The organism is Streptomyces yokosukanensis (genome assembly GCF_001514035.1).
GTDB lineage: Bacteria > Actinomycetota > Actinomycetes > Streptomycetales > Streptomycetaceae > Streptomyces > Streptomyces yokosukanensis.
In genome coordinates this window covers 110646-134127 of the sequence record NZ_KQ948229.1, presented here as the reverse complement: position 1 = coordinate 134127, position 23482 = coordinate 110646, and the positions used below count along the sequence as shown (strand labels likewise).

Annotated in this window: 15 protein-coding genes and 5 pseudogenes; 13 read left to right on the top strand and 7 right to left on the bottom strand. The window is 67.2% G+C overall.

Going from position 1 to position 23482, the window contains the following annotated elements; translation table 11 throughout:
* Positions 1-259: 259 nt before the first annotated feature.
* The 4 genes and pseudogenes from AQI95_RS46865 to AQI95_RS49460 all read right to left on the bottom strand — a co-directional run bounded on the left by AQI95_RS46865 (position 260) and on the right by AQI95_RS49460 (position 3561).
* A protein-coding gene (locus AQI95_RS46865; RefSeq protein WP_107121878.1) for an IS5 family transposase occupies positions 260-1077 on the bottom strand; the annotation gives its coding sequence in 2 pieces (ribosomal slippage) (positions 260-735 and positions 735-1077; 819 coding nt in all).
* A 50-nt stretch (positions 1078-1127) separates the two neighbouring features.
* A protein-coding gene (locus AQI95_RS39220; RefSeq protein WP_425264960.1) for an IS5 family transposase occupies positions 1128-1927 on the bottom strand; the annotation gives its coding sequence in 2 pieces (ribosomal slippage) (positions 1128-1579 and positions 1579-1927; 801 coding nt in all).
* 240 nt (positions 1928-2167) lie between these two features.
* A pseudogene (locus AQI95_RS39210) lies at positions 2168-2959 on the bottom strand (ABC transporter permease).
* Positions 2956-3561: pseudogene (locus AQI95_RS49460) on the bottom strand (ATP-binding cassette domain-containing protein). Before AQI95_RS49460 ends, AQI95_RS39210 begins: the two co-directional pseudogenes overlap by 4 nt.
* Before the next feature lie 445 nt (positions 3562-4006).
* Between AQI95_RS49460 and AQI95_RS39200 the strand changes: the two are divergent.
* The 5 genes from AQI95_RS39200 to AQI95_RS39180 are packed head-to-tail and all read left to right on the top strand — an operon-like array spanning position 4007 to position 8664.
* A complete protein-coding gene (locus AQI95_RS39200; RefSeq protein ID WP_067135480.1) occupies positions 4007-5077 on the top strand; it encodes a polyprenyl synthetase family protein in 1071 nt (356 codons plus the stop codon).
* Positions 5071-5586: an NUDIX domain-containing protein gene (locus tag AQI95_RS39195; RefSeq protein ID WP_244188997.1), complete on the top strand. Its 516-nt coding sequence runs from the start codon at positions 5071-5073 to the stop codon at positions 5584-5586. The genes AQI95_RS39200 and AQI95_RS39195 overlap by 7 nt, the downstream gene beginning before the upstream one ends.
* Positions 5583-5993, top strand: a complete 411-nt coding sequence (locus AQI95_RS39190) for a hypothetical protein (protein WP_067135476.1) — start codon at positions 5583-5585, stop codon at positions 5991-5993. The genes AQI95_RS39195 and AQI95_RS39190 overlap by 4 nt, the downstream gene beginning before the upstream one ends.
* Positions 5990-7099 (top strand): NAD(P)-dependent alcohol dehydrogenase, encoded by a 1110-nt coding sequence (locus tag AQI95_RS39185; protein ID WP_067135474.1) that lies wholly within the window; start codon positions 5990-5992, stop codon positions 7097-7099. The genes AQI95_RS39190 and AQI95_RS39185 overlap by 4 nt, the downstream gene beginning before the upstream one ends.
* A gap of 53 nt (positions 7100-7152) precedes the next feature.
* Positions 7153-8664, top strand: a complete 1512-nt coding sequence (locus AQI95_RS39180) for an aldehyde dehydrogenase family protein (RefSeq protein WP_067135472.1) — start codon at positions 7153-7155, stop codon at positions 8662-8664.
* On the opposite strand, the gene AQI95_RS39175 is transcribed toward AQI95_RS39180, so the two are convergent.
* On the bottom strand, positions 8631-9743 hold the full coding sequence (locus AQI95_RS39175; protein WP_067135470.1) for a terpene synthase family protein: 1113 nt from the start codon (positions 9741-9743) through the stop codon (positions 8631-8633). The genes AQI95_RS39180 and AQI95_RS39175 overlap by 34 nt on opposite strands.
* Positions 9744-10126: 383 nt before the next feature.
* Between AQI95_RS39175 and AQI95_RS45685 the strand changes: the two are divergent.
* The 5 genes and pseudogenes from AQI95_RS45685 to AQI95_RS39155 form a co-directional block, all read left to right on the top strand.
* Positions 10127-10423, top strand: a pseudogene (locus AQI95_RS45685) (helix-turn-helix domain-containing protein); the annotation flags it as partial.
* A 305-nt stretch (positions 10424-10728) separates the two neighbouring features.
* Complete coding sequence (locus AQI95_RS39170) at positions 10729-11766, top strand: DNA polymerase Y family protein (protein ID WP_067135509.1); 1038 nt, start codon at positions 10729-10731, stop codon at positions 11764-11766.
* Positions 11767-12176: 410 nt separating this feature from the next.
* The gene (locus AQI95_RS39165) at positions 12177-13028 is read left to right on the top strand and encodes an IS5 family transposase (RefSeq protein ID WP_067135468.1); all 852 of its coding nucleotides are present in this window, start codon (positions 12177-12179) and stop codon (positions 13026-13028) included.
* Between the two features lie 1035 nt (positions 13029-14063).
* On the top strand, positions 14064-14666 hold the full coding sequence (locus tag AQI95_RS39160; RefSeq protein WP_067135467.1) for a hypothetical protein: 603 nt from the start codon (positions 14064-14066) through the stop codon (positions 14664-14666).
* Positions 14667-15168: 502 nt separating this feature from the next.
* Positions 15169-16162: pseudogene (locus AQI95_RS39155) on the top strand (IS110 family transposase).
* Positions 16163-16462: 300 nt separating this feature from the next.
* Here AQI95_RS39155 and AQI95_RS49455 read toward each other — a convergent pair.
* A complete protein-coding gene (locus AQI95_RS49455; RefSeq protein WP_244188996.1) occupies positions 16463-17374 on the bottom strand; it encodes a site-specific recombinase in 912 nt (303 codons plus the stop codon).
* A gap of 210 nt (positions 17375-17584) precedes the next feature.
* Here AQI95_RS49455 and AQI95_RS45680 point away from each other — a divergent pair.
* Positions 17585-17745, top strand: a pseudogene (locus tag AQI95_RS45680) (IS5 family transposase); the annotation flags it as partial.
* A gap of 130 nt (positions 17746-17875) precedes the next feature.
* Here AQI95_RS45680 and AQI95_RS39145 read toward each other — a convergent pair.
* Complete coding sequence (locus tag AQI95_RS39145) at positions 17876-20776, bottom strand: helix-turn-helix transcriptional regulator (protein ID WP_067135464.1); 2901 nt, start codon at positions 20774-20776, stop codon at positions 17876-17878.
* Positions 20777-20885: 109 nt separating this feature from the next.
* On the opposite strand from AQI95_RS39145, the gene AQI95_RS39140 reads away from it, so the two are divergent.
* Both AQI95_RS39140 and AQI95_RS39135 read left to right on the top strand, forming a co-directional pair.
* Positions 20886-22076: an MFS transporter gene (locus tag AQI95_RS39140; RefSeq protein WP_244188995.1), complete on the top strand. Its 1191-nt coding sequence runs from the start codon at positions 20886-20888 to the stop codon at positions 22074-22076.
* Positions 22066-23406, top strand: a complete 1341-nt coding sequence (locus AQI95_RS39135) for a dipeptidase (protein ID WP_067135462.1) — start codon at positions 22066-22068, stop codon at positions 23404-23406. Before AQI95_RS39140 ends, AQI95_RS39135 begins: the two co-directional genes overlap by 11 nt.
* Positions 23407-23482: the final 76 nt, after the last annotated feature.

Genomic DNA, 23482 nt, shown 5'->3' with positions numbered 1-23482 from the left:
GAGCGTGCCGCGCTTCGCGCGGCCCGTGCGGCTGGCAGTAAGGGTTGTCTGCCCTGTGGTGGCCTTAGGTGACGGGGAGTCGGGAGATCAGGATCGGACTGGGATGAATGCTTGTGGGAGTGACTGGAAGTCAGATGCTGTTGAGGGGAAGTGACATCGTCAAGTTACCTTCGAGGGGCTTTGGTGAGGGTTCGCGTGCTTCATTTTGAATGAAGCGATAGACTCTGGAAACAGACAACAGCACCTCTAAGACCGTGTCCTATGTGGTGAGGCGGACGAGCCGCTTGTAGCAGCACATGGCTGCGGCGAGACCGAGAAAGGCCAGGTAGTTGCGGGGGTTGCGTTCGTAGCGGGGGCTGAGTCTGCGGTAGCCGGACAGCCACGACATCGTCCGCTCGATCACCCACCTGCGACGGCCCAATCGCTCGCTGGACTCGATGCCTTTGCGGGCGATCCGGACTCCAATACGCTTGCCTCGTAACCATTTCCGCAGGTCCTGGCGGTCGTAGGCTTTGTCCGCGTGGAGGCGCAGGGGTTTGAAGTACCTGTCGCGATGCGGGTCGTGTCTCGTTTGGTGACCCGCCACCATGGGCTTCAGACCTTCGCTGTCGTGGGTGTTGCCTGCCGAGACGCCGACGCCCAGGGGCAGTCCGTTCGCGTCCGACAGGACGTGCATCTTGGAACCCGGCTTACCTCGGTCCACGGGGCTCGGACCTGTATGTTCGCCCCCTTTTTCGCCCTGACATGGGCAGTGTCGAGGACGACGCGGGTTACGTCGATCAGGCCGGCGTCGTCGAGCCGGTGCAGGACCGCCTCGTGCAGGCGGCCCCACACCCCGGCTCTGGACCAGATCAGGAACCGGCGGTGAGCGGTCGACTTCGAGACGCCGAAGCACGGCGGCAACGCCCGCCAGGCGCAACCGCTGACCAGCACATAGATGATCGCCGCGAACAGGGTCTCATCAGGCGTGTCCTGCGTCCCACCACCCTGCGGCCGAACTCTCGACGGAGGGATCAGCGGCTTCGCGATCTCCCACAGCCCGTCCGGAACAATCCAACTCCACGTACCCCGCCCCATACCGAGACCAACGACGCCTCACCACATAGGACACGGTCTAAGACGTCATCTCATTTGGTGAGTCTGCGGTAGCAGATGAGGGTGCAGGCGATGCTGGTGAAGGCCAGGAAGTGCTCGGCTTTGCGCTCGTAGCGGCGATGCAGTCGGCGGCATCCGGCGAGCCAGGACATCGTGCGCTCTACGGTCCAGCGATGGCGACCCAGACGGGCCGAGGACTCGACGCCCTTGCGGGCGATGCGGTGCCTGATACCGCGGCCGCGTAACCATCGCCGCAGGTGGTCGTAGTCGTAGCCCTTGTCGGCGTGGAGCTTTGCTGGTCTGCGCCGCCGGCGTCCGCGCCGGGAGCGGATAGGCGGTATGCCCTTCACAAGCGGGATCATCGCCAGGCTGTCGTGGAGGTTCGCCCCGGAGATTCCGGCGGACAGGGGCAGACCGGTCCGCTCGGTGATCAAGTGGATCTTCGAGCCGTACTTGCCCCGGTCTACAGGATTCGGACCTGTCAGGTCCCCCTTTTCAGGGCCCGCATGTTCACCGAGTCGATCGCGCAGCGAGACCAGTCCAGCTCGCCGCGGGCGCCGAGTTCGTCGAGGACCAGGCGGTGGAGCTTGGCCCACACCCTGGCTTTCGTCCACTCGGCAAAGCGTCGGTGAGCGGTCGCCCCTGACGGCCCGAAAGACGCGGACGGCAACTGCTGCCACGTGCAGCCTGACGTGGCCACGAACACGATCGCAGCCAACACCTCCCGGTCACCGTGCCGGCGTCGCCCACCACCTTGAGGCCGCGACGGAGCCTCCGGGACGACCCGCTGGAACAGTTCCCACAACTCATCCGGCACCAGCCGCTCAACGATCGAGACCACACCCGGCAGCCTACCGACCCAAATGAGATGACGCCGTAGTGCCTCCACGTCACCTGGGCCGCCACCCAAGACCAGCCGCAGCCGGATCTTCGCCGACAAGCAGTCTGGCCGGAGCGCCGAGCGTGAGGAGCTACACAAGGCCCTGGAGTACCTCCGCCCTGACCTGATCGTCGGCTGTCTGGCCGGCACCGAACTCGCGCTCACCCATCGCCCGTCGGCAATCCGAATAGCTCAGTAACGTTCCGGTCGCCGACACCGCTTTTCGGGTAGGGCGTTGCGGGTTCGGCGATGGAAGGCGAGCAGGCAGAAGAGGGCGGCCCCGATGAACCACGCGAGCTGGATGGCGAGGTCCTGGGGCGAGACAGAGGTGGAGAACGGCCGCCACGCCGGCCTGTATGGCTCCGTAGGAGGGCAGGTAGCGCGTCACTGGGGTGTTGGCTCCGGAGCTCATGACGGGGTTTTGCAGTGCGAGATCGATGATGCTGGTCATCACGATGGCGAACATGCCCTCCACCTCGCGGTGCATGACGGATCCGAGTGCGGCGCCGAGGACGCCGTAGGTCATGGCGGCACAGAACAACGCGGCGGCAAGCAGGAGGGGCTGTCTGGGCGTCCAGGTCAGGCAGGTGACTGCGGTGGCGTAGGCGGCCGCTGCCGAGGAGGCCAGGGCGAGGGCGGCGACTTTGGCGAGGACGAGATGGGTACGGGGGGGTAGCCGGCCAAGGCCAGACGGCGGTCGAAGCCGCTGCCGGCGAACGTCGCGGCGGACATCAGGAACGCGGTGATCAGGGTAACCGCGTTGAGAGCGCCGCTGATCCCGGTGAGCTCGTTGCCCCGGGGGGGCAGCCACTGGCCGGTGGCCCGGAGGCGCACCCGTGCCGGTGTGTCGGGCATCGCCAGGTACGTCAGGGTTGTCCAGGTGGGGAGGAACAGGGCGACCAGCATCATGGCGAACCGGTTACGGCCGTGCTCGATCAGTGCGTACCGAGTGGCGGTGACGAGCAGAAGCAGGTGATTTTTCACCCCCCACCCGCCGCCTGCTGACGCAGTGCCCCGCCCTCCAGACTCCATAGCTCATCCAGGTGCTCGGTGTCGTATGCCAGGTGCGTGACGATGAGGACGGAACGTCCCGCATCGCGCAGCTGGCCGGCGAGGGCTCAGAAGCGCTGGTAGGTATCCCAGTCGAAGCCCTGGTACGGCTCGTCCATCAACAGCACCTTCGGAGCGTGCATGAGGGCCAGTGTCAGGTTCAGTTTCTGCCGGGTCCCGCCGCTGAGCGCCCCGGCCCGTTCGTCGGCGTACGAGGTAAATCCCAAGAGGTCCGTGAGTTCCCCCGCGTAGCGCAAGTCGGAAAGGCGGAAGGCTGACTGGAAGAATTTCAGGTGTTGACGGATGGTCAGGGCGTTATTCAGTACGGGGTGCTGCGGGCAGTAGCCGAAACGACCGCTGTGACGGACCGTGCCATGTCTGGGGCGCAGCTCACCGGCGAGGATCTTCAACAGGGTGGACTTGCCAGCTCCGTTTTCCCCGACGATTCCAGTGAGCATTCCGCCCCGCAGTTGCAGGTCGACACCTTGCAAGACCACACGCCGGCCGTAGGAATGATGCACATCCTTGACCTCCACCGCATGCCTCCCATGCGGATCTGGTCCCGACAGTAGCTCGTCTCCAGGGGAGCATCCGCTGTCTCGACCTTCCCACCGGGCTATGGACGACGCGTCAGCCGACCCCGCGTGTGGGGGTATTCGTCCCGCGCGTGGGAGGTGCACGCCGCTACCTCGAGCTCCTCCTGCGCTGTGCCCCGGCGCTCCGTTCGGTGTCTGCCAACGGGCGGAGTGGGCATGACTGTGGTTCATCGCCCTTGTCAACGGGGCGCGCGGTGAATGATGTCTCTGCTGCGAGCCACATCTCACGCCAGCGTACGTCGGTTGATTATCCGACTGTTCGGCCTTTCTGTTTGTGGTGTCACCTGTCGCCGCATGCCATAAGTCGGATCACGAGGCTGCCGGGCTTCCTGGGCCATGGCCGCCTTCTCGTTCGACCGTGCGCGGTCTCGATCAGGGAAGTGACATGACTGCACCGACCACGGCTTCATGGCAGTTCGACGTTCTTGAGGCCCGAGGCGCGGTGGAAGCCGCTCTGTTCGACTTCCTCGCCGACAAAGCGCGCGGTCCGGACGGCCCGTTCATCGAAACCCTGCTCGATGTGCTGCAGGATTTCCTGGACGGGCGAGGCAAGCGAGTCCGGCCGTTGTACTGCTGTCTGGGTTGGTGTTCGGTCGGCAACGCGCCATTGAGCGATGAGGCGATGCGGGCGGCCGCGGGGCTGGAGCTGTTCCACACGTTCGCTCTCGTGCACGACGACCTGATCGACAGGTCCGACAGTCGGCACAACCGCCCCACCGCGCACCATGCGTTCGCGGCGCGCCGTTCTGACATACGTGCCGCGTGGTTCGGGGAGAGCGCGGCCGTCCTGCTCGGCGACCTGTGTGAAGCGTGGTCCGCCGAACTCCTGGGGAACCTGGGCGATGGGCCAGGACAGGCGGTGGCCCGGCAAGTGGTGGACTGTATGCGTGGCGAACTGGTCATCGGGCAGTACCTCGACCTGCTCGCCTCGGACGATGGTTGCGGCAGTGTGGAGGATGCGCTGCGGGTGATCCACTACAAGACCACGAAGTACACCGTGGAGCGCCCACTGCAGATCGGTGCCGCGCTGGCCGGCGGAGGCCAAGACGTCCTTGACGCGTGTGCCGCCTACGCCCGGCCGCTGGGTGAGGCCTTCCAGATGTACGACGATCTGGAGGACGTGGTCGTGGATGGTGCCAAGCCCGGCACCGACGGCAGCGACCTGCGTGAGGGCAAGCGCACAGTGGTGCTGGCGCTGGCGATGCAGTATGCCCGGCCCGAACAGGCAGAGCGCTTGCGCAGGCTCGTCGGGGACCCGGACTTGGGGCCAGAGGGCCTCGCGGAGGTGCGTGATCTGATCGCTGCGACTGGGGCGCCGGGGATGGTCAGGCAGATGGTGGTGGAACGCCGTCTGGAAGCTCTGGCCGTCCTTGACCGGGCGCCCTTCCACCCGGCAGCCAAGGACGGCCTGAGGTATCTGACGGACCTTGCCGTGCCAGGAGTCGAGGCTTGGTAGCGGCACCGGTGGCGGATTTGGGCGAGCAGGTGGAGCATGTCGACGTCCACGACCGGGTCATGCGGATCGTACGGCGGGACGACGCAGTACGCGAGGGCTGGCTGCACCGCGTGGTCGGCGTGGTGTGCCGGGACGCGGACGGGCGCGTGCTGGTCAACCGGCGGTCGATGGACGTGCCGTGGTTCGCCGGGGGGTACGCCCCGCTCATCGCCGGCGCGGTCTGGCCGGGAGAGAGCTACGAGCAGGCCGCGGGCCGTGAGCTGCGCGAGGAACTCGGCGTCCACGCCGAGGTGCGGCACCTTTTCAAATTCATCTGCCCCGGAGCCATCGGCCCGTACTGGTTCGGGATCCATGAGGCCGTAGTGACCGACGTCGTCGTACCGGATGTGCACGAGATCGCCTGGTCCGGCTGGCTCACCCTCTCCGAGTACCGCAGCGCGGCGGCCTGCTGGCCACTGGTTCCCGACGCCGGGGAGGCATTCGAGCAGTACCTCAGGAGGTGTCAGTGAAGCCGTACTTCAACGATGCAAGCGAGGTCTACCAATACCTCGGCGGGGTCTTCCATGTGGCGGACGCCCACCCGGACGTAGGACCCCGGCTGCGGGCCTCCGGGCTCACGTTCCGGATCGACTACTCACGACCGGCCGCGATCTTGACGGTCCGGATGCGGCCCGAGGGGATTGAGGTCATCGAAGGCGCAACGGACGTACGCCCGGACGTACGGCTTGCCATGTCCGCGGACAACGGTGACCGCTTCTGGCGCGGCGAGTACAACGCAGCCGTCGGCCTCGCCACGGGAGAGGTCCGTGCCCGCGGGCCCGTGAGCAAGCTCCTCAGCCTCCTACCGCTCGCCAAACCGGTCTTCCCGATCTACCAGGAGATGATCGCCGCCAAGGACAGGAAGGCCGGGCCATGAAGGCAACCGTGGCCCTCCAGCATGGGCCGGGCAGCCCATTCTCCCTCGAACCCGTGGAACTCAGCCGCCCGGCCGCGGACGAGGTCGTGGTCAGGATGGCCGGGGTGGGTGTGTGTCACACCGACTGGACGGCAGCGGCTGGCACGGTTCCACTGCCCACGCCCTTCGTCCTCGGGCACGAAGGCGCCGGGACCGTGACCGCCGTGGGCCCGGGCGTGAACTCCCTGGCCATCGGGGACCAAGTGGTCCTGAGCTTCGACGCCTGCCGGATATGCCCGCAGTGCACGGCGGGCCATCCCGCCTACTGCGTCCTGTCCCCGGCCCTGAACTACAGCGGAATGCGACCGGACGGCACGACGACGATGAGTCAGGAGGGCCGTCCCGTACACGGCAGTTGGTTCGGCCAGTCGTCCTTCGGTACGCACGCCCTCGCGAGCGTCCGCAACGCGGTCAAGATCCCCTCCCTCCCGGAGGGCCTGTCCCTGGACATCCTCGGCCCTCTCGGCTGCGGCGTGCTGACTGGCGCAGGCACCGTCATGAACGTGCTGCGGCCACGGCCCGGACAGAGCATCGCGGTATTCGGGCTCGGAACAGTCGGACTGGCCACCGTGATGGCCGCCGCCGTAGCCGGATGCCGCCCGATCATTGGTATCGACCCCAACCCACGGCGCCGCCGCGTCGCGGATGACCTGGGCTGCACCCACACCCTCGACCCCGACGCGACGGACGACCTCGACTGGGCGCTGGCCGAAATCACCGGTGCGGGAGCGGACTTCACCGTAGACACGGTCGGCTCCGACACTGTCGTCCGACAAGCGCTACAAGCACTGCGAACCCCCGGAGTCTGCGCAACGCTCGGCCTGCAGTCCATGGAGAACGACGTCACGATCGACCAGGGCCACCTCCTGATGGGCCGAACCCTGACCGGGGTGATCGAGGGGGACGCCGACCCGCGCATCCTTGTCCCCCGCCTTATCGATCTATGGCGGCAGGGTCGCTTCCCCTTCGACCGGCTCGTCCGGCGTTATCCCTTCCACCGCATCGAGGACGCCGTCGAGGCAGGCCGCACCGGCACAGTCGTCAAGCCCGTGCTCGTCTTCGACTGACGCCACAGGCCGCTCCGCCGATTCGACCACCGACTCCGACAGGAGGCCCACCCATGCAAGCCGTCCCCCACGCCCTGATGCACATCGACGGCAAATGGATCGACAGCACCGCCCACTACGAAATCCGCAACCCGGCAACCGAAGAACTCGTGGCGACCCTCGCCAAGGGCAGCACGGAACACGCAGACCAGGCGGTCGCCGCCGCGAAAGCGGCGTTCGAGGAGGGCACATGGCGGGACACACCTCCATCCGAGCGGGCGGCCGTCCTGCGCCGGGCGGCCGACCGCCTGGCACAGCGCTCGAATGAACTGGTCCGCCTGCAGGTCAACGAGAATGGCGCGCCGGTACGCCTCGCCGAGGCACTGCACATCGGGACTTCCCTCGCCCATCTGCGCTACCAGGCCGAACTGGCGCAGCGGTACCTTTTCGAGCGGCCCAGTGCGATGCTCGCGCCCGTCCTGGCGGCCGCACTGATCCGCCGTGAGCCCATCGGTGTCTGCGCCGCCATCGTGCCCTGGAACTTTCCGCTCGTACACGCTGCCTGGAAGATCGCCCCCGCGCTGGCCGCCGGCAACACCATCGTGCTCAAACCCGACGAGCGTGCCCCGCTCACCCTGGTCGAGATCGTCCGCGAGCTCGAGGCAGCGGGCCTCCCACCAGGCGTCCTCAACCTCATCACAGGCGACGGCCCCGAGGTCGGAGGGCGGCTCGTCGAGCACCCGCACGTCCGCAAGATCAGTTTCACCGGCTCAACCCGGGTCGGCCACGACGTCCTGCGCCGCGCCTCGGACGACTTCAGGCACCTCACCCTCGAACTCGGAGGCAAGTCGGCCAATATCGTCCTCGAGGATGCCGACGTGCAGACTGCCGTGGACGGCGCCCTGTTCGCCTGCATGGCCTACTCCGGACAGATCTGCGCAGCCGGGAGCCGGCTGCTTCTCCCCGACACCTTGCACGACGCGTTCGTGGAGCGGCTGATCGCCCGGGTCAAGACGCTGCGGATCTCCGACCCGCTGGACCCCCTCACCGACATCGGACCGCTCATCTCGCGGGAAAAGCGAGACCATGTCCTCGACTGCGTGTCGGCCGCCCGTAAGCAAGGTGCCCGAATCGCCTGTGGCGGCGGTGTCCCATCCGGTGCCCGGTTCACCCGCGGACACTGGGTGGAGCCGACCATCATCACGGACGTCACGCCAGATATGAGGATCGCCCAGGACGAGGTCTTCGGTCCGGTCCTGGCCGTCCTGCGGTACCGCACGGTCGAGGAGGCCATCGAGATCGCCAACGGCACGGACTACGGCCTGGCAGCGGGTATCTGGAGCCGCGACAACCAAGCGGCCCTCGACATCGCCGCACGCCTGGAAGCCGGAGCTGTGTGGATCAACGACTGGTACGCGCTCCCGCCCCACTTTCCCTTGGGCGGCTGCAAGCAGAGCGGGATCGGCCGCGAGAGCGGCGATCACGCCCTGGACGAGTACACCGAGGAAAAGGCCGTCTCCATCGACCTGTCCGGCGGCGTGGAGGGAAAGCTCTATTCCCTGGTGCTCGGCGCGGAAGCCCCATGAGATCGTCCGATCAGGTCCCACCACCAGGAGATGCTGGGGTAGTGAGGAGCACTGGCGTCTGTGCTCGACGGAGAATCAGCCCAGCAAGTGGCCGGTGCAATGGCTTCACCCGCAGACGCCGCGACCGCGCGCGCCCCCGTATGGCGCGGAGCCGTCAGCCCCCATTCCACGTGACCACGAAGAGCCTGGCTCAACTGGACCAGTAGGTAGCGCAGCGGCCGCGGGGCCGATACCAAGAGTTCATCCCTGAGCCGCAGGAACAACTGCATGACGCGGTCGCGCACCACCATCGTTTCGTCGACGGCCCGTTGGAGGGAGAGGCCGCGTGTCTCCTGCAAGACATTGATCAGATTCAGGTCATGAACCGATTCCTTGCGATAGGAAAACAGGTCATTGTCGAGAGCGCCGACCATTCCGGCGCTCTCAAGGCACGCCAGTACCGCCGGTGACTGCCAGGCATCGTCGGCAAGCGGCTCGGCCCCACACATTTCGATGATCGCGACGGTGAGATGGCCCGCGACGTCATCGAGGCGGATGGACAGATACTGGTCCTCAGTGAGTCTTCCCAGTTGCTGGACGGCATTGATGCCACGGATGGCACCCGCGAAACAACGCCTCATCTCGTGGACCAGCCGGCCGACTCTGGCCGGTGAGCTCTCCGCCCTCATCCGGCTCATCACATCGACAAGGGCCAGGGTGTAGGGGTCGTCCGCGGCGCTCACCCGGTAGCCGGGCGATTCCAACACCCTCATGACCCTGCCTGCCTGTTCGATGATCCCGCTCAACCCACCCGTAGGGGGCGAAGCATCGAAGAGCAGGTCTTCCGCGAGCAGCACCAGGTTGGCAAAGCAGGTCAGCGTCAGAAAGACCTCTTCGTTTTCCACCTGCGGAACCATCAACCCCAACAGCCGGTGCACCTGGGCGTCGTGAATCCGGTCGCGTGTGGCGGGGACGTCGCAGAACCCATAGGAGGCCATCCACTCCAGGGCGTGAGCGCCCGCAGCTTCGGTGAGTGGACTGCACGCCGCTGGCAACGGGCAGTAGAAGGGCGGCAGCGTGAATTCAGAAGAAGACTCCATAAAGTTCAGTCTCCTTTGCCGTCGCGGACCTAGACAGGGCGCACGGGAGCAGTGGGGCCACAGAACACAACAGCGTGCTACGGCAGCCGGGCAGTTGCAGCGTGTTCGACGTTTCAGAAGGCATGAAAGGTATGAAGTCCTATTCGACGGCAACGGCAGACCGATGATGTCCGAGTACGAAGAGCATGGCCATGACGAGGTAGATGGCGTTCGTTGCGTTGACACGTTGGTACGCGTGGCCCTTCCACCACCCAACGAGGCGCACAAGACTCCCGTGCCGTTGAGGGAGGTGTTCGAAGTCTCAATTCACCGGCACAGGAGTCCTGTTCGTTCCCCATCTTGCTGCACTCGACCTCCTGTATGCGCTGGTTGAGGAGGTCACCATGCTCAGTGTCACCGGCGAGGGTGACCGTCGCTGCGAGCTCCCGCCGCACTACGCGCGCTGGTTGGCATGGTGTACCTACGCAGGCACGACACCCTCGCGCAGATCGCAGCGGGCTTCGGTATGTCGGTGGACACCGCCCACTCCTACACCACCGCGGTGATCAGCCTGCTCGCAGAGCGTGCACCGGGCCTGCTCAGGGTGCTGCGCGAGACCGATCCCGGCTACGTCCTGCTCGACGGCACTCTCACGGAGTGTGACCAGGTCGGCGACGGCCGGGCCGGCTACTCCCACGCCACGAGGCACTCCTCGGCCTCGCCCCTGCCCCATCATGCCCACGTCCACCCGGGGTTCCCGCTACCCGACCACAGCCATCTAGAACGCACGCGCGACGCCAACGAGAGTCGAAACGTTCGAATTATGTTCGATACATTGTTCGCGGGACGACCGAAGTACCCCTACAGATGGAGGCGAGCGCCATGCCGCGACACGCCTGCCTCCGACCTCGCTGCATCGGCGAGCCCGGCATCAAAACTCTCCCCCCGACGCGGTGGCGAGACAGCCTGAGGCGTCTGGTGAACCCAGGAAGCGCCGGTGGTCACCATGGGGTCCCGCTACATCCTCCACCTCCGCTTCGACCTGCCGACCGACCACGACGCCGAACTCCCCGAGCGGCTGCGCCGCCTGCTGGAGAACATCACCCCGCGCGTACAGATGATCGAACCGGACAGCGCAGCACTCGACCTCACCGGTTCGCTCCCGTACTGGCGGCGCGACGCCCGCGGCCTGACAGAGGTCGTGCAGGTGCGCGCCCTCGCCCACCTCGGCCTGCCCAGCTCGGCGGGCTGCGCAGGCAACCGGATGCTCGCCGCGATGGCCTGCGCCCTCACCCCGCCCGGCCGGCGTACCGTCATCGACGACTCCCCCGAAGCCATCAGGGCGTTCCTGCGCCCCCGCCCGGTCAGGGAACTACCCGGCGTGGGCACGAGGACCGCCGCGACACTCGCCGAGTACGGCCTGCACACCGTTGGTGATGTCGCCGACATTCCACAGGCCACCTTGCAACGCCTTCTCGGCGCCCGGGCCGGCCGAGCCCTCCACGAACGCGCCCACGGCCGCGACACCCAGACCGTCAACCCCACCCCGACACCGGCCAGCATCACCTCCGAGCACCACTTCACCCAGGACGAACTCGACCCCGCCCAGCGCCGGCGCGCCCTGCTCGCCCTGGCCGACGACCTCGGCACCCAACTACGGGCCACCGGCCAGATCGCAACGGGCCTGACCTGCACCGTCCGCTACGCCGACCTGACCTCGACCCGCCACAGCCGCACCCTGCCGGAAGCCACCGGGCACACCGTCCTCCTGGCCCGCACCGCATACGCCATGTACGACTCCCTCGGCCTCCAGCGCGCCCGGGTCCGCAGCATCCAGCTGCGTGCCGATGCCCTCCGCCCCGCAGACCGGGCCACCCGGCAGCTCAACCTCGACGCAGGAGACGACAAACCCCTCGTGATCGAAGCCGTCGCCGATCGCGCCCGCACCCGCTTCGGACGCCAGATGCTCTACCCCGCCGCCCTAGCCATCAACTCCCGTCCCTCATCAGCCCGGCAGCAAGACCGCCGCCAGGATCAGACGTGACGTCGTGCGGCGCGGGTTCAGGCCAGCGGTCGGCGTTGAGGCCGCGGTCGGTGATCGCGAGCCGACGACAACGGCCCCTTTCGCCGAGCGGGGATCAAGGGGCCGTCACCACACGAGCTCCGGCGTGGGCCGGAGGGAGACACGTGTCGCCCGCTCCAACGCACTCGGGCGGCCGAAGGTCATGCCGCCAGGCAACCTTGCCTCCCCGAAGCCGTGGCCCTTGTCAACCCGGTCTGGACGCGGGCTCTCTTGAGGCTGCCGCCTGGGGGCTTGCGCCGCCAACCCACCGCTCCCCTACTCTTCGGCACTGTCAGATCTGCTGCCCGCGGCCTAAGGGGGCATCTGATCTAGGTAGTTGGTAGTTAGGGATGCTTTTGTGACTGTCGGGAACGGCTGTCGTTGAGTGAGGCGTGAACGCTCGTCGCCCGTACCGCAGTGATGTCTCCGATGCCCGCTGGGCTCTGATCGCGCCGGTCTTCACGGCCTGGCGAGCGAGACGAACCGGACCTGGAGCGGCGGCCCGGGTGCACGATTTGCGGGAGATCGTCAACGCGATCCTCTACGTCAACCGCACCGGCATTCCGTGGGAGTACCTGCCACACGACTTCCCGCCGTACAAGACCGTCTACGACTACTACGCGAAGTGGGAAGCGGACGGCACTACCGAGCAGGTCCACGACCTGTTACGTGACAAGACCCGCCGGGCCCACGGCCGCAGCGCACGGCCGACCGCGGCCGTTGTGGACGCCCAGAGCGTGAAGACCTCGGCAAACGTGGCCGAGACCAGCCAGGGCATCGACGCCGGCAAGAAGATCAAAGGACGCAAGCGGCATCTGATCACAGACACCCTCGGCCTGGTGCTGGCTGTCCTCATCACCGCCGCCAACATGCACGACACCGTCGGTGGCAAGCTCCTGCTCGACGACCTGGCCGCAGCCCATCCCAGCGTGACCAAGGTCTGGGCCGACGGCGGCTACCAGGCCAGCATCCTCAACCATGGCGCCGGACTCGGCATCGATGTCGAGGTGGTGCAGCGGCCACGAGCGAAGGGGTTCGAGCCACTGCCGAAACGGTGGGTGATCGAGCGGACCTTCGGCTGGCTGATGCAGCACCGACGATTGGCACGGGACTACGAAGCCCTGCCGCAGAGATCCCGAACGATGATCCACTGGGCGATGGCTAACAAAATGTCCCGCGAGCTGACCGGAGAATCCACACCAACCTGGCGAATCGAAACGGACAACCCTGCCATAATAATCTGAACGCTGATCAGATGCCCTCTAAGACGCAGACAGGCCCGGCCAGTTCAGCAATGGGGGGCTGTTTTTGAACCTCCATCACCGTCACGACGCTCGCTCGCCAGGGCGACGTGGCGTGTTGGCCCTGCTGCCTCGCACAGTGCTCAGGAACGCGGCAAGCGCATCGGTGATGGCCGTGGGACGGTCATGTCCCGCCGAGTGGTGCAATCACGGTCTACGGCGGCGTCACGGGCTGCACACCCGGCCTCAACTGTTCACCACAAGCCCGATATGAAACAGATTATCGGCCCGACCCTACCCCAAAGAGGCAGTCGCAGTGGAGTTTTCGGTCCAGTCCCCGTCGAACAGGGCGGCCATCAACGCATCGTGTTCGGGGGGCGAGTTGGCCAGCACGCTGTGCGAGTGATCAGGTCCTGGGCCAGGCGCTCATAGTCAACAGTCACAGAACATATCGGTTGAGTGCAGTCGGCTGCCGTCGGATTGCTGACTCGAGGGAAGTCGGGGCGCCGGGGACAGGAAACACACACCAAGGCCAACTGCATGGCGCACTGCAGGGAAGTCTTGACCGTCAAGATCCCCGACAGCGTCACACACTGAATCTCCAGCGCCGGGCATCGTAGTGAACCTGCGATGACCCAGTCCAGGGCACACGTCACGGCACGGATTCACCGGCCGGCGACACCGGCCCCTGGGGGACCGGCTCGCCGCCACTGTGCGATGTCCTGCCGGGCCGGACGACGAGCCGGGCTCGATACGACCAGATCCCTTAACACGAATCAACTCGCGGTTTTCGCAGCGACACGCCGTCGAGAGAGGGTGAGCAGGCGCCAAAGGACCACCCAGACAGACTACTAGTCATTCAATCTGCCTTTCCCTATGGCCACTTCGCATCCCGGGTGAGCGCCAGGAAGGGCCCCGAATACCCCGATCGGCCCCCTGACCCAATTCTCCCGAGATGACCGACATGACTGTCATGAGTACGTTTGATCTCAGTCGGCTGACGAGCCGACACCTCCGATCTCAGACGGGAGAAGCGACATGAAGCTCGCTCGTTCCACCATGGTGACCGCCACTGCCGGAGCCGCCGCGGCACTCGCCGTCACCGGCATCACCTACGCCTCGGCCGCCTCCGCCCCGGCGCCCCAGGCGGCCCCGGCCGCCGCCGCCCCGCAGACACCCCTCGGCGGCAACTCCGGACAGGGCAACAACAACAACGACAACCAGGGCAAGGGCAACGAAGGCAGGGGCAACGAAGGCAGGGGCCACGAAGAGCACAGAAGGGAGGGCCGGATCTTCGTCAACGAGCGGTCCTACTCCGCCCGCTCCAGCGGCTGCATCACCGTCATCAGCGGCCTGGGCGCCAAGACCCTCAACATCCGCAACGAAAGCCGCAAGCGCGTGGAAGTCTTCCGCGGAGCCGTCTGCGACAACGGCGCCCCCGTCGCCACCGTCGGCCCCCACAGCGACAGCGTCGGCATCGACGACCTGCACGTGAAGGACGGCGTCCACGTCAAGGACGGCGTCGTGGCCAGCTTCCGAGTGAACTGCGACCACGAAGGCGGCCGAGGCGACGACGGCGGCCGGGACGGCGGCGACAACGGCGGCGACAATGGCGGCGACGACGGCGGCTGGGACGACTGACCCGACACCCGCCGCAGCACACTACGGGCCCCCGGCCCGCCGCAATCAGGCGGGGGAATTCCACTCTCCAACTCCCGTCCCGCAGCACACATGACCTCCTGTCTCGCACTCCCACGTCTCACACGTGCGCCATCAGGCCCGGACACCAGGCATCACACCCCTGGCGTCCGGGCCTTCTCCATTCACCCACCGGCCGACCCACCCGGGAACCTCCGCCCCAGAGATCCCCACAGCCACCATCTCCCCACACCCCCACCACCCGCTTCCCCATTACTGTCTTCGTGGCTCCGCAACGGGGTTCCCGGCCTCCGGGCCCGGCATGACTGGTCCCCCTGTTGACCATGATCTGGGGGGTGGTGTCACTGGGCCGGGAGGCACTGGTAGACCCCTGATGAGAGGCATGACCACCGACCCCGCCAGGGGTTTGGGAGGCTCTTCGTAATGTGGATGCTGGCAACTGGTGCCGCAGGTGAGGCCGGGACCGTGCGACCGAAGGACCCTTGTGATCGACACGAGTGAGATCGGCGTCTTCCTCGGCCTGGACGTCGGCAAGGGCGAACACCACGCCACCGCCGTCACACCGGCGGGGAAGAAGGCGCTCGACAAACGACTGCCCAACAGCGAGCCGAAGTTGCGCGAGCTCTTCGAGAAGCTGCAGGCCAAGCACGGGATAGGACTCGTAGTGGTCGACCAACCCGCGTCGATCGGCGCCCTGCCCCTGGCGGTCGCCCGCAACGCAGGCTGCCAGGTTGCCTATCTGCCCGGACTGACCATGCGCCGGATCGCCGACCTCTGTCCGGGCGAGGCCAAGACCGACGCGAGGGATGCGTTCATCATCGCGGACGCGGCCCGCGTCATGCCCCACACCCTGCGGGAAGGCAGGACGCGGCCAACTGATCAGCCTGATACGGGCCAAGGCTCCGCGCATGGCCGAACGCCTGGTGGGCGACGCTTTCACAGCACTCGACGAACAGACGGTCGTCGTCGTCCCGGGCACCGATGCCGCCGCACTGATCGTCCCCAGCCTGGCCGGCCAGCTGAAATCCGTACTCGACCAGCGGAAACTCCTGGCCACCCGGATCGAGGAATTGCTGGAGTCGCACCCTCTTTCCGCGGTCCTGACGTCCATGCCGGGGATCGGCGTCAGGACCGGAGCCAGGATCCTCATCGACGTCGGCGACGGCCGCAGCTTCCCCACCGCAGCCCACCTCGCCGCCTACGCCGGTCTTGCCCCCGACACGAGAAGTTCGGGCTCCTCCATCCGCGGCGAGCAACCCTCCCGAAGGAGAAACAAGCAGCTCAAACGGGCCTTCTTCCTATCCGCATGCGCGACCCTGGCCGACCCGGCCTCCCGTGCCTACTACGACAAGAAGATCAAGCAGGGAAAGCATCACACCCAAGCTCTCCTCTGCCTGGCCCGCAGGCGAGCCGACGTACTCTTCGCGATGCTCCGCGACGGAACCTTCTACGGACCCCAACCCGCACCCGCGGGTTGAGGAACCCCATAGAGGCACTCCCCCCCGCCTTCCCCACCCCCGAACGCGCGAGACGGAACACAGCCAACCACCCCGGGCACCCCGGAGCACGCACAACCATCCGAGGGATGTGACCGAGATACGCGCCAAAGGGGCAACGGGATGATCTTGAAGCCCTGATCCGCTCGGATTTACGTGCGGCGACGTGCCGGGCGACCGAGTCGGCGCCGGGGCGGGCGTACCGCTCCAGTTAGCGGACGGAGGCGTGGCGGGAGCGGGCCAGCAGCATCGGGGTGGAGGTGCCGTCCTCCGCGTCGTGCGTCAGGGCACTGGGACGTAGCCGGTGAAGCGTCCAGCCGTCCAGATCTCGATGTCGTCAGGCGAGGCGAGGGGGTTTGCCAGCAGCCGGGTGTTCTCCTCGAAGATCTCCTCAGCGCGGCGGTAGGAAAGCCGGGCCCGGCCGGTCTCCGGGCACACGTCGAGCGTGAGTGTTCCGGCCGGGGCCTTGCCGTCGGTGAGGAACAGCGGGCCGCGGGTATGGCGGGCGATGAGGCGGGGCAGGAGCTGGGCGGTGCCGGACTGCCAGTGCATCCACTCGGTCGCCCCGCCCTTGGCGGTGATCCTGCCGCGCTTGTCCTGCGGGTAGAGGTCTTCCACGTTGAGGCACAGCACCTCGTCGGCCCGTGCGGCGGACACGTAGAGCATCTTCCACGGCGTCTTCTCCCGCAGCGCGACGTCGAGGCGCCACAGGGCGGCGACCTGGTTCTCCGCGAGAGCCTTCGTGCGGTCCGGCGGTGCCGGCCGCCGCTCGATGCCGATCGTGGGATCGCCTTCGATCCAGCCTTGGCGCTGCCACCAGCCGATCGCCTTGCGGGCGATGGACAGTTCACGGTTGACGGTGTCGGCGTCCATCTCGTCCGCCCGCGCGGCGGCCAGCTCGGCCAGGACTTCCGGCAGTGCCGGGTCATCGATCGCGGTGACGGGGAAGACGGGCGATTTCGCGCCCCGGCGGGTGGGTCCGGTCGGCACGGGTTCGCCGTCGAGCATCCATCCCCACGTCGTCAGCGAGATCCGGTAGATACGCGCGGAGGACTTCGCGATGCCCGCGCCGGTGAGGTAGCGCTCGACCGCCGCGGTGTACGACGCGGGCGGGGCGGGCAGAGGTACGACCCGAGCGCGCGGCAACCGAAGTGCGCCCCCGCCCCCGAATTCGGCCACCGGTTCGATCTTCATGCTGTGCGAAATACGAATGCTGTCATTCCCGAGCAAAGAGACACTTCCCGCAGGTCGCTGGGGTCACAGCCTCGCGTTCCGTCGCCGATCACCGGGAACATTCGCCGATGCAACGCAATCTCCAGTCTCCGAGGCAAGCAAGTGGTGAAGAGGACCAGTTGGGGCACGCTGCTGGCCGGAAGGCGACCGGCTCCCCTGAGCGACGCCCCGAAGCGTTGGGCAGTCGAGCGGACCTACGGCTGGCTGATGCTGCACCGACGCCGCGCCCGCGACTACGAGACCCTCCCGGCCCGCTCCGAAGCCATGATCCACCTCTCCATGACCGACCTCATGGCCGCCGCCTCACCAGCGAGAACACCATCTCCTGGCGAGACCCGACACCACAGGCCAAACAGCAGATTCCGGGATGCAACACCGGGATAAAGCGACCTCTCAAAGCCCTCATAGGTGGGGTGGAGGGGGTGGGCTGTGCTGGACTGTCGCTGCGCAGATCCGTGATCGTCATTCTGGTGAGACAAGCCCGAGGCGGTAGGCGGCGGTGGCGGCCTGGACTCGGCTGGAGACGCCGAGCTTGGCGAGGATGTTGGAGACATGGACGCTGGCTGTCTTGGTGGAGATGTACAACTCCTCTGCGATCTCTCGGTTGGTGCGGCCGTTGGCGACCAGGCGGAGCACGTCGTGCTCACGGGAGGTAAGCCGAGAGTGCTGGCCTGGAGAGCGGTATTCGCGGGGAGGGGAGTCCAGTGGAAGTCGGGCCAGCCTGGCCAACTGCCCGACGGCTGCCAGCAGGGCCCGAGCGCCGAGCAGATCTGCGTTGTGACGGGCGGTTCGAAGACGGTCGGCCGCCGCTTGCCGATCGCCGTTCTCGGCTGCTGCCTCCGCGGCTCGCAGGAGCGCCAGGCCTTGTTCATAGGGCTGGTGTAGCTCGCCCCAGGCGGTCGCGCAGCGGTCCCAGGCCGACGGATGGGACGATCTACCGACCCGCGCGATTTCGGCGGTGAAGGTCAACCGCTGCGCTTGTTGGACTGGCCCGACGACAGGTAGCTCGGCGGCGAACTCGCACAGGGCGGCCGGCAGCGTGGGGCTCGCGTGGGCGACTCGCGCACCGAGGACAAGCAACGGCCACAGGTAGCGTGGAGTTGATATGGCCTCGTTCCTGGCCAGTGTTTGCTCCACATTCGCAACGGCTTGTGCTTCGTGGCCCTTGGCGAGCGCCAGATCCGATGCGAAGCAGATCAGCGGGAGGACGTCTTGGGCGTCGGAGATGCCCCAGCTGAACACGCCGTGGGCGAAGTCGGCGGCGGATTCGGCCAGCGGGATATCGCCTCGGGCCAAGGCGATCGAGCCGCGCAGGACCAGGAGATAGGCGCGGAAGCTGGGGGCGGGGGCGAGCTCGAGTGAATGGTCGAGAATCTCGGTCGCTTCGTCCCAGTGTCCTGTCGCGATCAGGGCCTCGGCCACGTTGGCGGCGTGCGTGGGCCCGAAGGTGCGCAAGAGTCCCGCACGGCTCGCTGCGGCGAGGCCCCGCTGCGCGATTTCGGCAGCCTGCTCGTATCGACCGGCGCCTTGGAGTAAGTCGGCCTCGCATCGGAACGCGTGCATCAACGCGGCATGGTCATCGATGCGTTGTGCAGTTGCCCGTGCTGTGGCCAGGTGCGGCAGCTGCCGGTCCAGGTCGCGGGTACGGGCCTGCGCGTAGGCGAGGTTGATCGAGGCGAAAACCTCGGCCTGGATGTCGCCGGCACCGTGCGCCGCCCGGATCGCCTCCGTGGCGACGGCGATTCCTTCCTCGTCACACGGCATGGTGAGCAGGCGATGAGTCAAGGTGTTCAGGACGCGGGGCCGGTCCGGGTGTTGCGGTGGCATGATCCGCGCCGCTGTCCGCAGATCATCGACGGCGCCGGGCTGTCCCAGGGCCTGACGCAGCTCTCCTCGGTGGCGGAGCAGCTGCGCGGCGCGCGCGGGATCGGCGGCAGGATCGACGTCGGCGAGTGCAGTGGCGATCAGTTTCATGCCGTGATCACCTTCGCCGGACAGCATCGCCGCCTCGATGGCCTTGTCCAGCACAGACCTTCGGTCGATTCCGAGCCGTCGTGCCACACCGGGCGCGTGATCCCACAGATCCAGGACCGTCTCCAGTATGCGCGACTGTTCGGCGTAGGCCAGTGATGCCTCGGCACTCTCGGCGGCGTCCCACGCGGCAGCGAATGCTCGTTGCGGGTGTTGCTTGGCCACGGCACGCCAATGGTGGGCCAGCTCAAGTGCAAGTGCGCCACGGCCGGGGGGAGCAAGGTGGGGATGGCGCTCCAACGTCTCTCCATACCGTACGTGCAGGACTGACCGCTCACCGGGCAGCAGCTCCCCCTCGATGACTTCCCGGATCAGCGCGTGCCGGAAGACGTAGCTGTCGCCGTCGACAACCAGCAGGTGCGATGCCACGGCGGGCCGCAGCGCGGTGGACAATGCTGAATCGTCGAGGCCGGTGACCTCGGCGAGTAGCGCATGACCAACGTGCACGCCACCGACAGCGGCGGCACGGACCACGTGCTGGGTCTGCCCGGCGAGTTGCTCCAGTGGTGCGACCAGCAGATCGCGGATCGATGCCGGCAGTGGCGCACCCGGTCGGGCACCGCTGGTCAGCAGTGCCTCCACCAGCAGTGGGTTGCCTTCACTTCGCCGGTAGATCGTTTCGCTGAGCTCGGGAGTTGGCGGGTGTCCGAGCAGGCCACGCAGTTGCATGGTGACCTCGCTCTTGGTCAGTCTGCCGAGGTCCATTCGCTGTGCCCACGCCATGCGCTCCGTCTCGGCGAGCAGTCGGCGCACGGGGTGTGCCGGGTTCAGCCGGTCACTGCGACAGGTCATCACTGCCAGCACATCGGGGATGGACTGCTGGTTGCGGATGATGAACGTGAGCAGGTCCAAGCTGGACCGGTCCGCCCAGTGAACATCCTCGACGACGAGGAGCACCGGTGCGCGTTGTCCGAGGGCCTGCAGGAGCGCAAGGAACTGTTCGAACAGGCGAGCGCGGGCGAGGTCGGTCTCGTCCGCGGAGTGCGGGCGGCTCAGGCTGGGCAGCAGCCGTCCGAGCTCGCCCGTCTCGCCGTTCGGCAGCATGTGGCGGACTTCTTCCACGCCGATGGTGCGGACCAGCTCACGCAACATCGCGGTGAAGGGGGCGAACGGAAGGCCGGTCTCGCCCATCTCCAGGCATGCGCCAGTGAGCTGCCAGGTTGAAGCCGGCAGCTGTGCCGCGAACTCGCTGACCAGCCGGGACTTGCCCACGCCGGCCTCTCCGGCGATCAGTACGGCGGACGGCTGGCCGCCGCCAGCGCGTTGGAATGCCTCGGCGAGCGCGGACAGCTCTTCCTCTCGCCCCGCCAAGACAGCGCTGGTCGTAGCCATGCCTCCAGTTTTTCAGATCGTGGTAAGCACGCGCGGTGAGTAATCTAAGGCGTTCGCATAAGGCAGTCCTACGATGCGGAGCCGCCCCGGCCGGGGAGAGTCTCGTGCCGTGACCGTCTCCAATACCAGTCTTTCGGGCGCTGCAACGTCCCAGTCGATCGCCAGCCGCCAGATGATCTTGCTTTTGCTTGTGTCATTCGGCTCGTTCATCGGCTTCTACCTGCTGCTCTCGGTCATTCCCCTGTATGTCGCCGCGGGTGGGGCTGGTGCCAGCGGTGCCGGCGCCGCAACCGGCGCAATGATGCTTGCCACCGTTCTGACGGAGCTGGCGGTGGCCCGCCTGGTGGCGGAATTCGGCTACCGGGCGGTGGCATCAGCAGGCTTGCTGATGCTCGCCGCTTCGGCGGCCGCACTCACCCTCTCTGAGCGAATGCCGCTGGTACTCGCCGTGTGCCTGCTCCGTGGAGCGGGCCTGGCGATCGTGGCCGTGGTCGGCCCCGCACTGACCGCCGAACTGGTGCCCCCCGAGCGTCGAGGTGAAGGACTCGGCCTGTACGGCGTGGCAGTCGGCGTACCCGCCGTGATCGGGCTGCCACTGGGTGTGTGGCTCAGCGGCCACCTCGGCTTTCACCTCGTATTCCTGATCAGCGCGGGAGTATCTGTTGCCACCCTGGTCGCCGCGCCCGGCCTGCCGGCTCAGCAGGGTCGCGAACGTCATGGTGGGGTGCTGGGCGGCTTTCGCGGCAGTGGGCTCGTCCGGCCCACGGCGGTCTTCGCCGCCTTCACGGTGGTGGCCGGCGTTGTGGAGACATTCTTGTCGTTGGCCATGCCCGCCAAGGCTCATGCGTGGGTTCCCCTCGCTCTCCTGGCGCAGAGCGCGGTCACGCCGTTCGCGCGCTGGGGGGCAGGACGCTTGGGCGACCGCCGGGGCTCTGGACCTCTCCTGGTTCCCGCGGTGTTCACCGCGGCCGTCGGCGCCGCGGGGCTCGTGTGGGTGGCAAGCCCGCTCGCGGTGATCGCGGGGATGGCGCTGTTCGGGATCGGGTTCGGCATCGGCCAGAATGCGACCTTGGCGCTGATGGTGGAGCGCGTCCCACGGTCCGAGTTCGGCAAGGCCAGTGCGCTGTGGAATCTCGCCTATGACGGCGGTTTCGGCATCGGAGCCGTCGGCTTCGGCCTGCTGATCGGGCCGGTGGGCTACCCGGCCGGATTCGCTGTGACCGCGCTGGTACTCATCGTCGCGATCATCCCCGCGTGGCGTGATCGCACAGGAGGAACGGAAGCCAACCATGAATCATGACCTTCGCCAGGCCGTGCGCCGGGTGCTGCCCACGGTCCGAGCAGACCTCGAAGCACTGGTCCGGATCTCCTCGGTCAGCGCCGACCCCGGCTCCTTCGACGAGGTGCGCCGGTCCGCCGAAATGACAGCCCGCCTGTTCCGGAACATCGGCTCCCCGCAGGTCGAGATCCTGGACGACATCGAAGGCGGACAGCCCGCAGTTCTCGCACGCTATGCCGCCCCGCCCGGTCAACCCACGGTCTTGCTGTACGCCCACCATGACGTGCAGCCCGCCGGCGATCTCGCAGGCTGGTCCAGCCCACCCTTCCAACCGACCGAACGCGACGGGCGTTTGTACGGCCGCGGCACCGCCGACGACAAGGCCGGGATCGCCGCGCACCTCGCCGCGCTGCGCGCCTACTCCGGCCGACCGCCCATCGGCGTGACCGTGCTCGTCGAAGGTGAGGAAGAAATCGGATCACCGAACCTCACCACATTCCTCGACCGCCACCAGGACAAACTCAACGCCGACGTCATCCTGCTCGCCGACGCCGACAACCTGACCACCGGCACGCCCTGCCTGACCACCGGCCTGCGCGGAACCACCTCCTGCGTGGTGGAACTGCGCGCCCTTCAGCGCGGTGTGCACTCCGGCATCTACGGCGGAGCCGCCCCGGACGCACTGACCGCGTTGTGCCGACTCCTCGCCACGCTCCACGACGAGCAGGGCAACGTCACCGTCGAAGGCCTTGGCACCGCAACGGCACCCGCCGGCGGCTTCTGCGAGGCGGGATTCCGAGCCGAGGCCGGTCTCCTCGACGGCGTTCACCTCCTCGGACGCGGCAGCATCAGCGAGCGGCTCTGGGCCAGGCCCGCGGCCACCGTACTCGCGATCGATGCGACCCCAGTGGACGCCGCGTCCAATACGCTCACCCCCACGGCCAGGGCGAAGGTCGGACTACGGGTCGCACCAGGCGACGATGCAGTCGTGGCAAGGCAAGCCCTCGCCCGCCATCTGCGGCACCACACGCCCTGGGGATTGCACATCACGGTCACCGAGGGCGAGGCCGGACAACCCTTCGTCGTCGACGCGCAAGGCCCGGCATTCGACGCCGCCCGCAAGGCCTACGGCCAAGCCTACGGCAGCGATGTCCTCGACATCGGCTCCGGCGCCTCAATGCCCTTCATCGCCGCGTTCGCCCACGCTTACCCCGACGCAGCGATCCTGATCGTCTCCGCCGGAGCCGACGGCGACTCCCGCGCGCACAGCGTGAACGAAAGCCTGCACCTGGCCGACTTCGAACACGCCTGCCTTGCCGAGACCCTGCTCCTCACCGAACTCAGACGATGACCGCCAGCCCGCGAACTGCGCGAGAATGCAAGGCGGTTTGCCGAGTCGGCCTCGTGAGAGATGCCGCTCATGGGCC

Coding starts and splice junctions, on each gene's coding strand:
- AQI95_RS49455 (WP_244188996.1), bottom strand. CDS start 17,374: ATGAAGATCGAACCGGTGGCCGAATTCGGGGGCGGGGGCGCACTTCGG.
- AQI95_RS39135 (WP_067135462.1), top strand. CDS start 22,066: ATGAATCATGACCTTCGCCAGGCCGTGCGCCGGGTGCTGCCCACGGTC.
- AQI95_RS39200 (WP_067135480.1), top strand. CDS start 4,007: ATGACTGCACCGACCACGGCTTCATGGCAGTTCGACGTTCTTGAGGCC.
- AQI95_RS39180 (WP_067135472.1), top strand. CDS start 7,153: ATGCAAGCCGTCCCCCACGCCCTGATGCACATCGACGGCAAATGGATC.
- AQI95_RS39145 (WP_067135464.1), bottom strand. CDS start 20,776: ATGGCTACGACCAGCGCTGTCTTGGCGGGGCGAGAGGAAGAGCTGTCC.
- AQI95_RS39160 (WP_067135467.1), top strand. CDS start 14,064: ATGAAGCTCGCTCGTTCCACCATGGTGACCGCCACTGCCGGAGCCGCC.
- AQI95_RS39170 (WP_067135509.1), top strand. CDS start 10,729: ATGGGGTCCCGCTACATCCTCCACCTCCGCTTCGACCTGCCGACCGAC.
- AQI95_RS39175 (WP_067135470.1), bottom strand. CDS start 9,743: ATGGAGTCTTCTTCTGAATTCACGCTGCCGCCCTTCTACTGCCCGTTG.
- AQI95_RS39185 (WP_067135474.1), top strand. CDS start 5,990: ATGAAGGCAACCGTGGCCCTCCAGCATGGGCCGGGCAGCCCATTCTCC.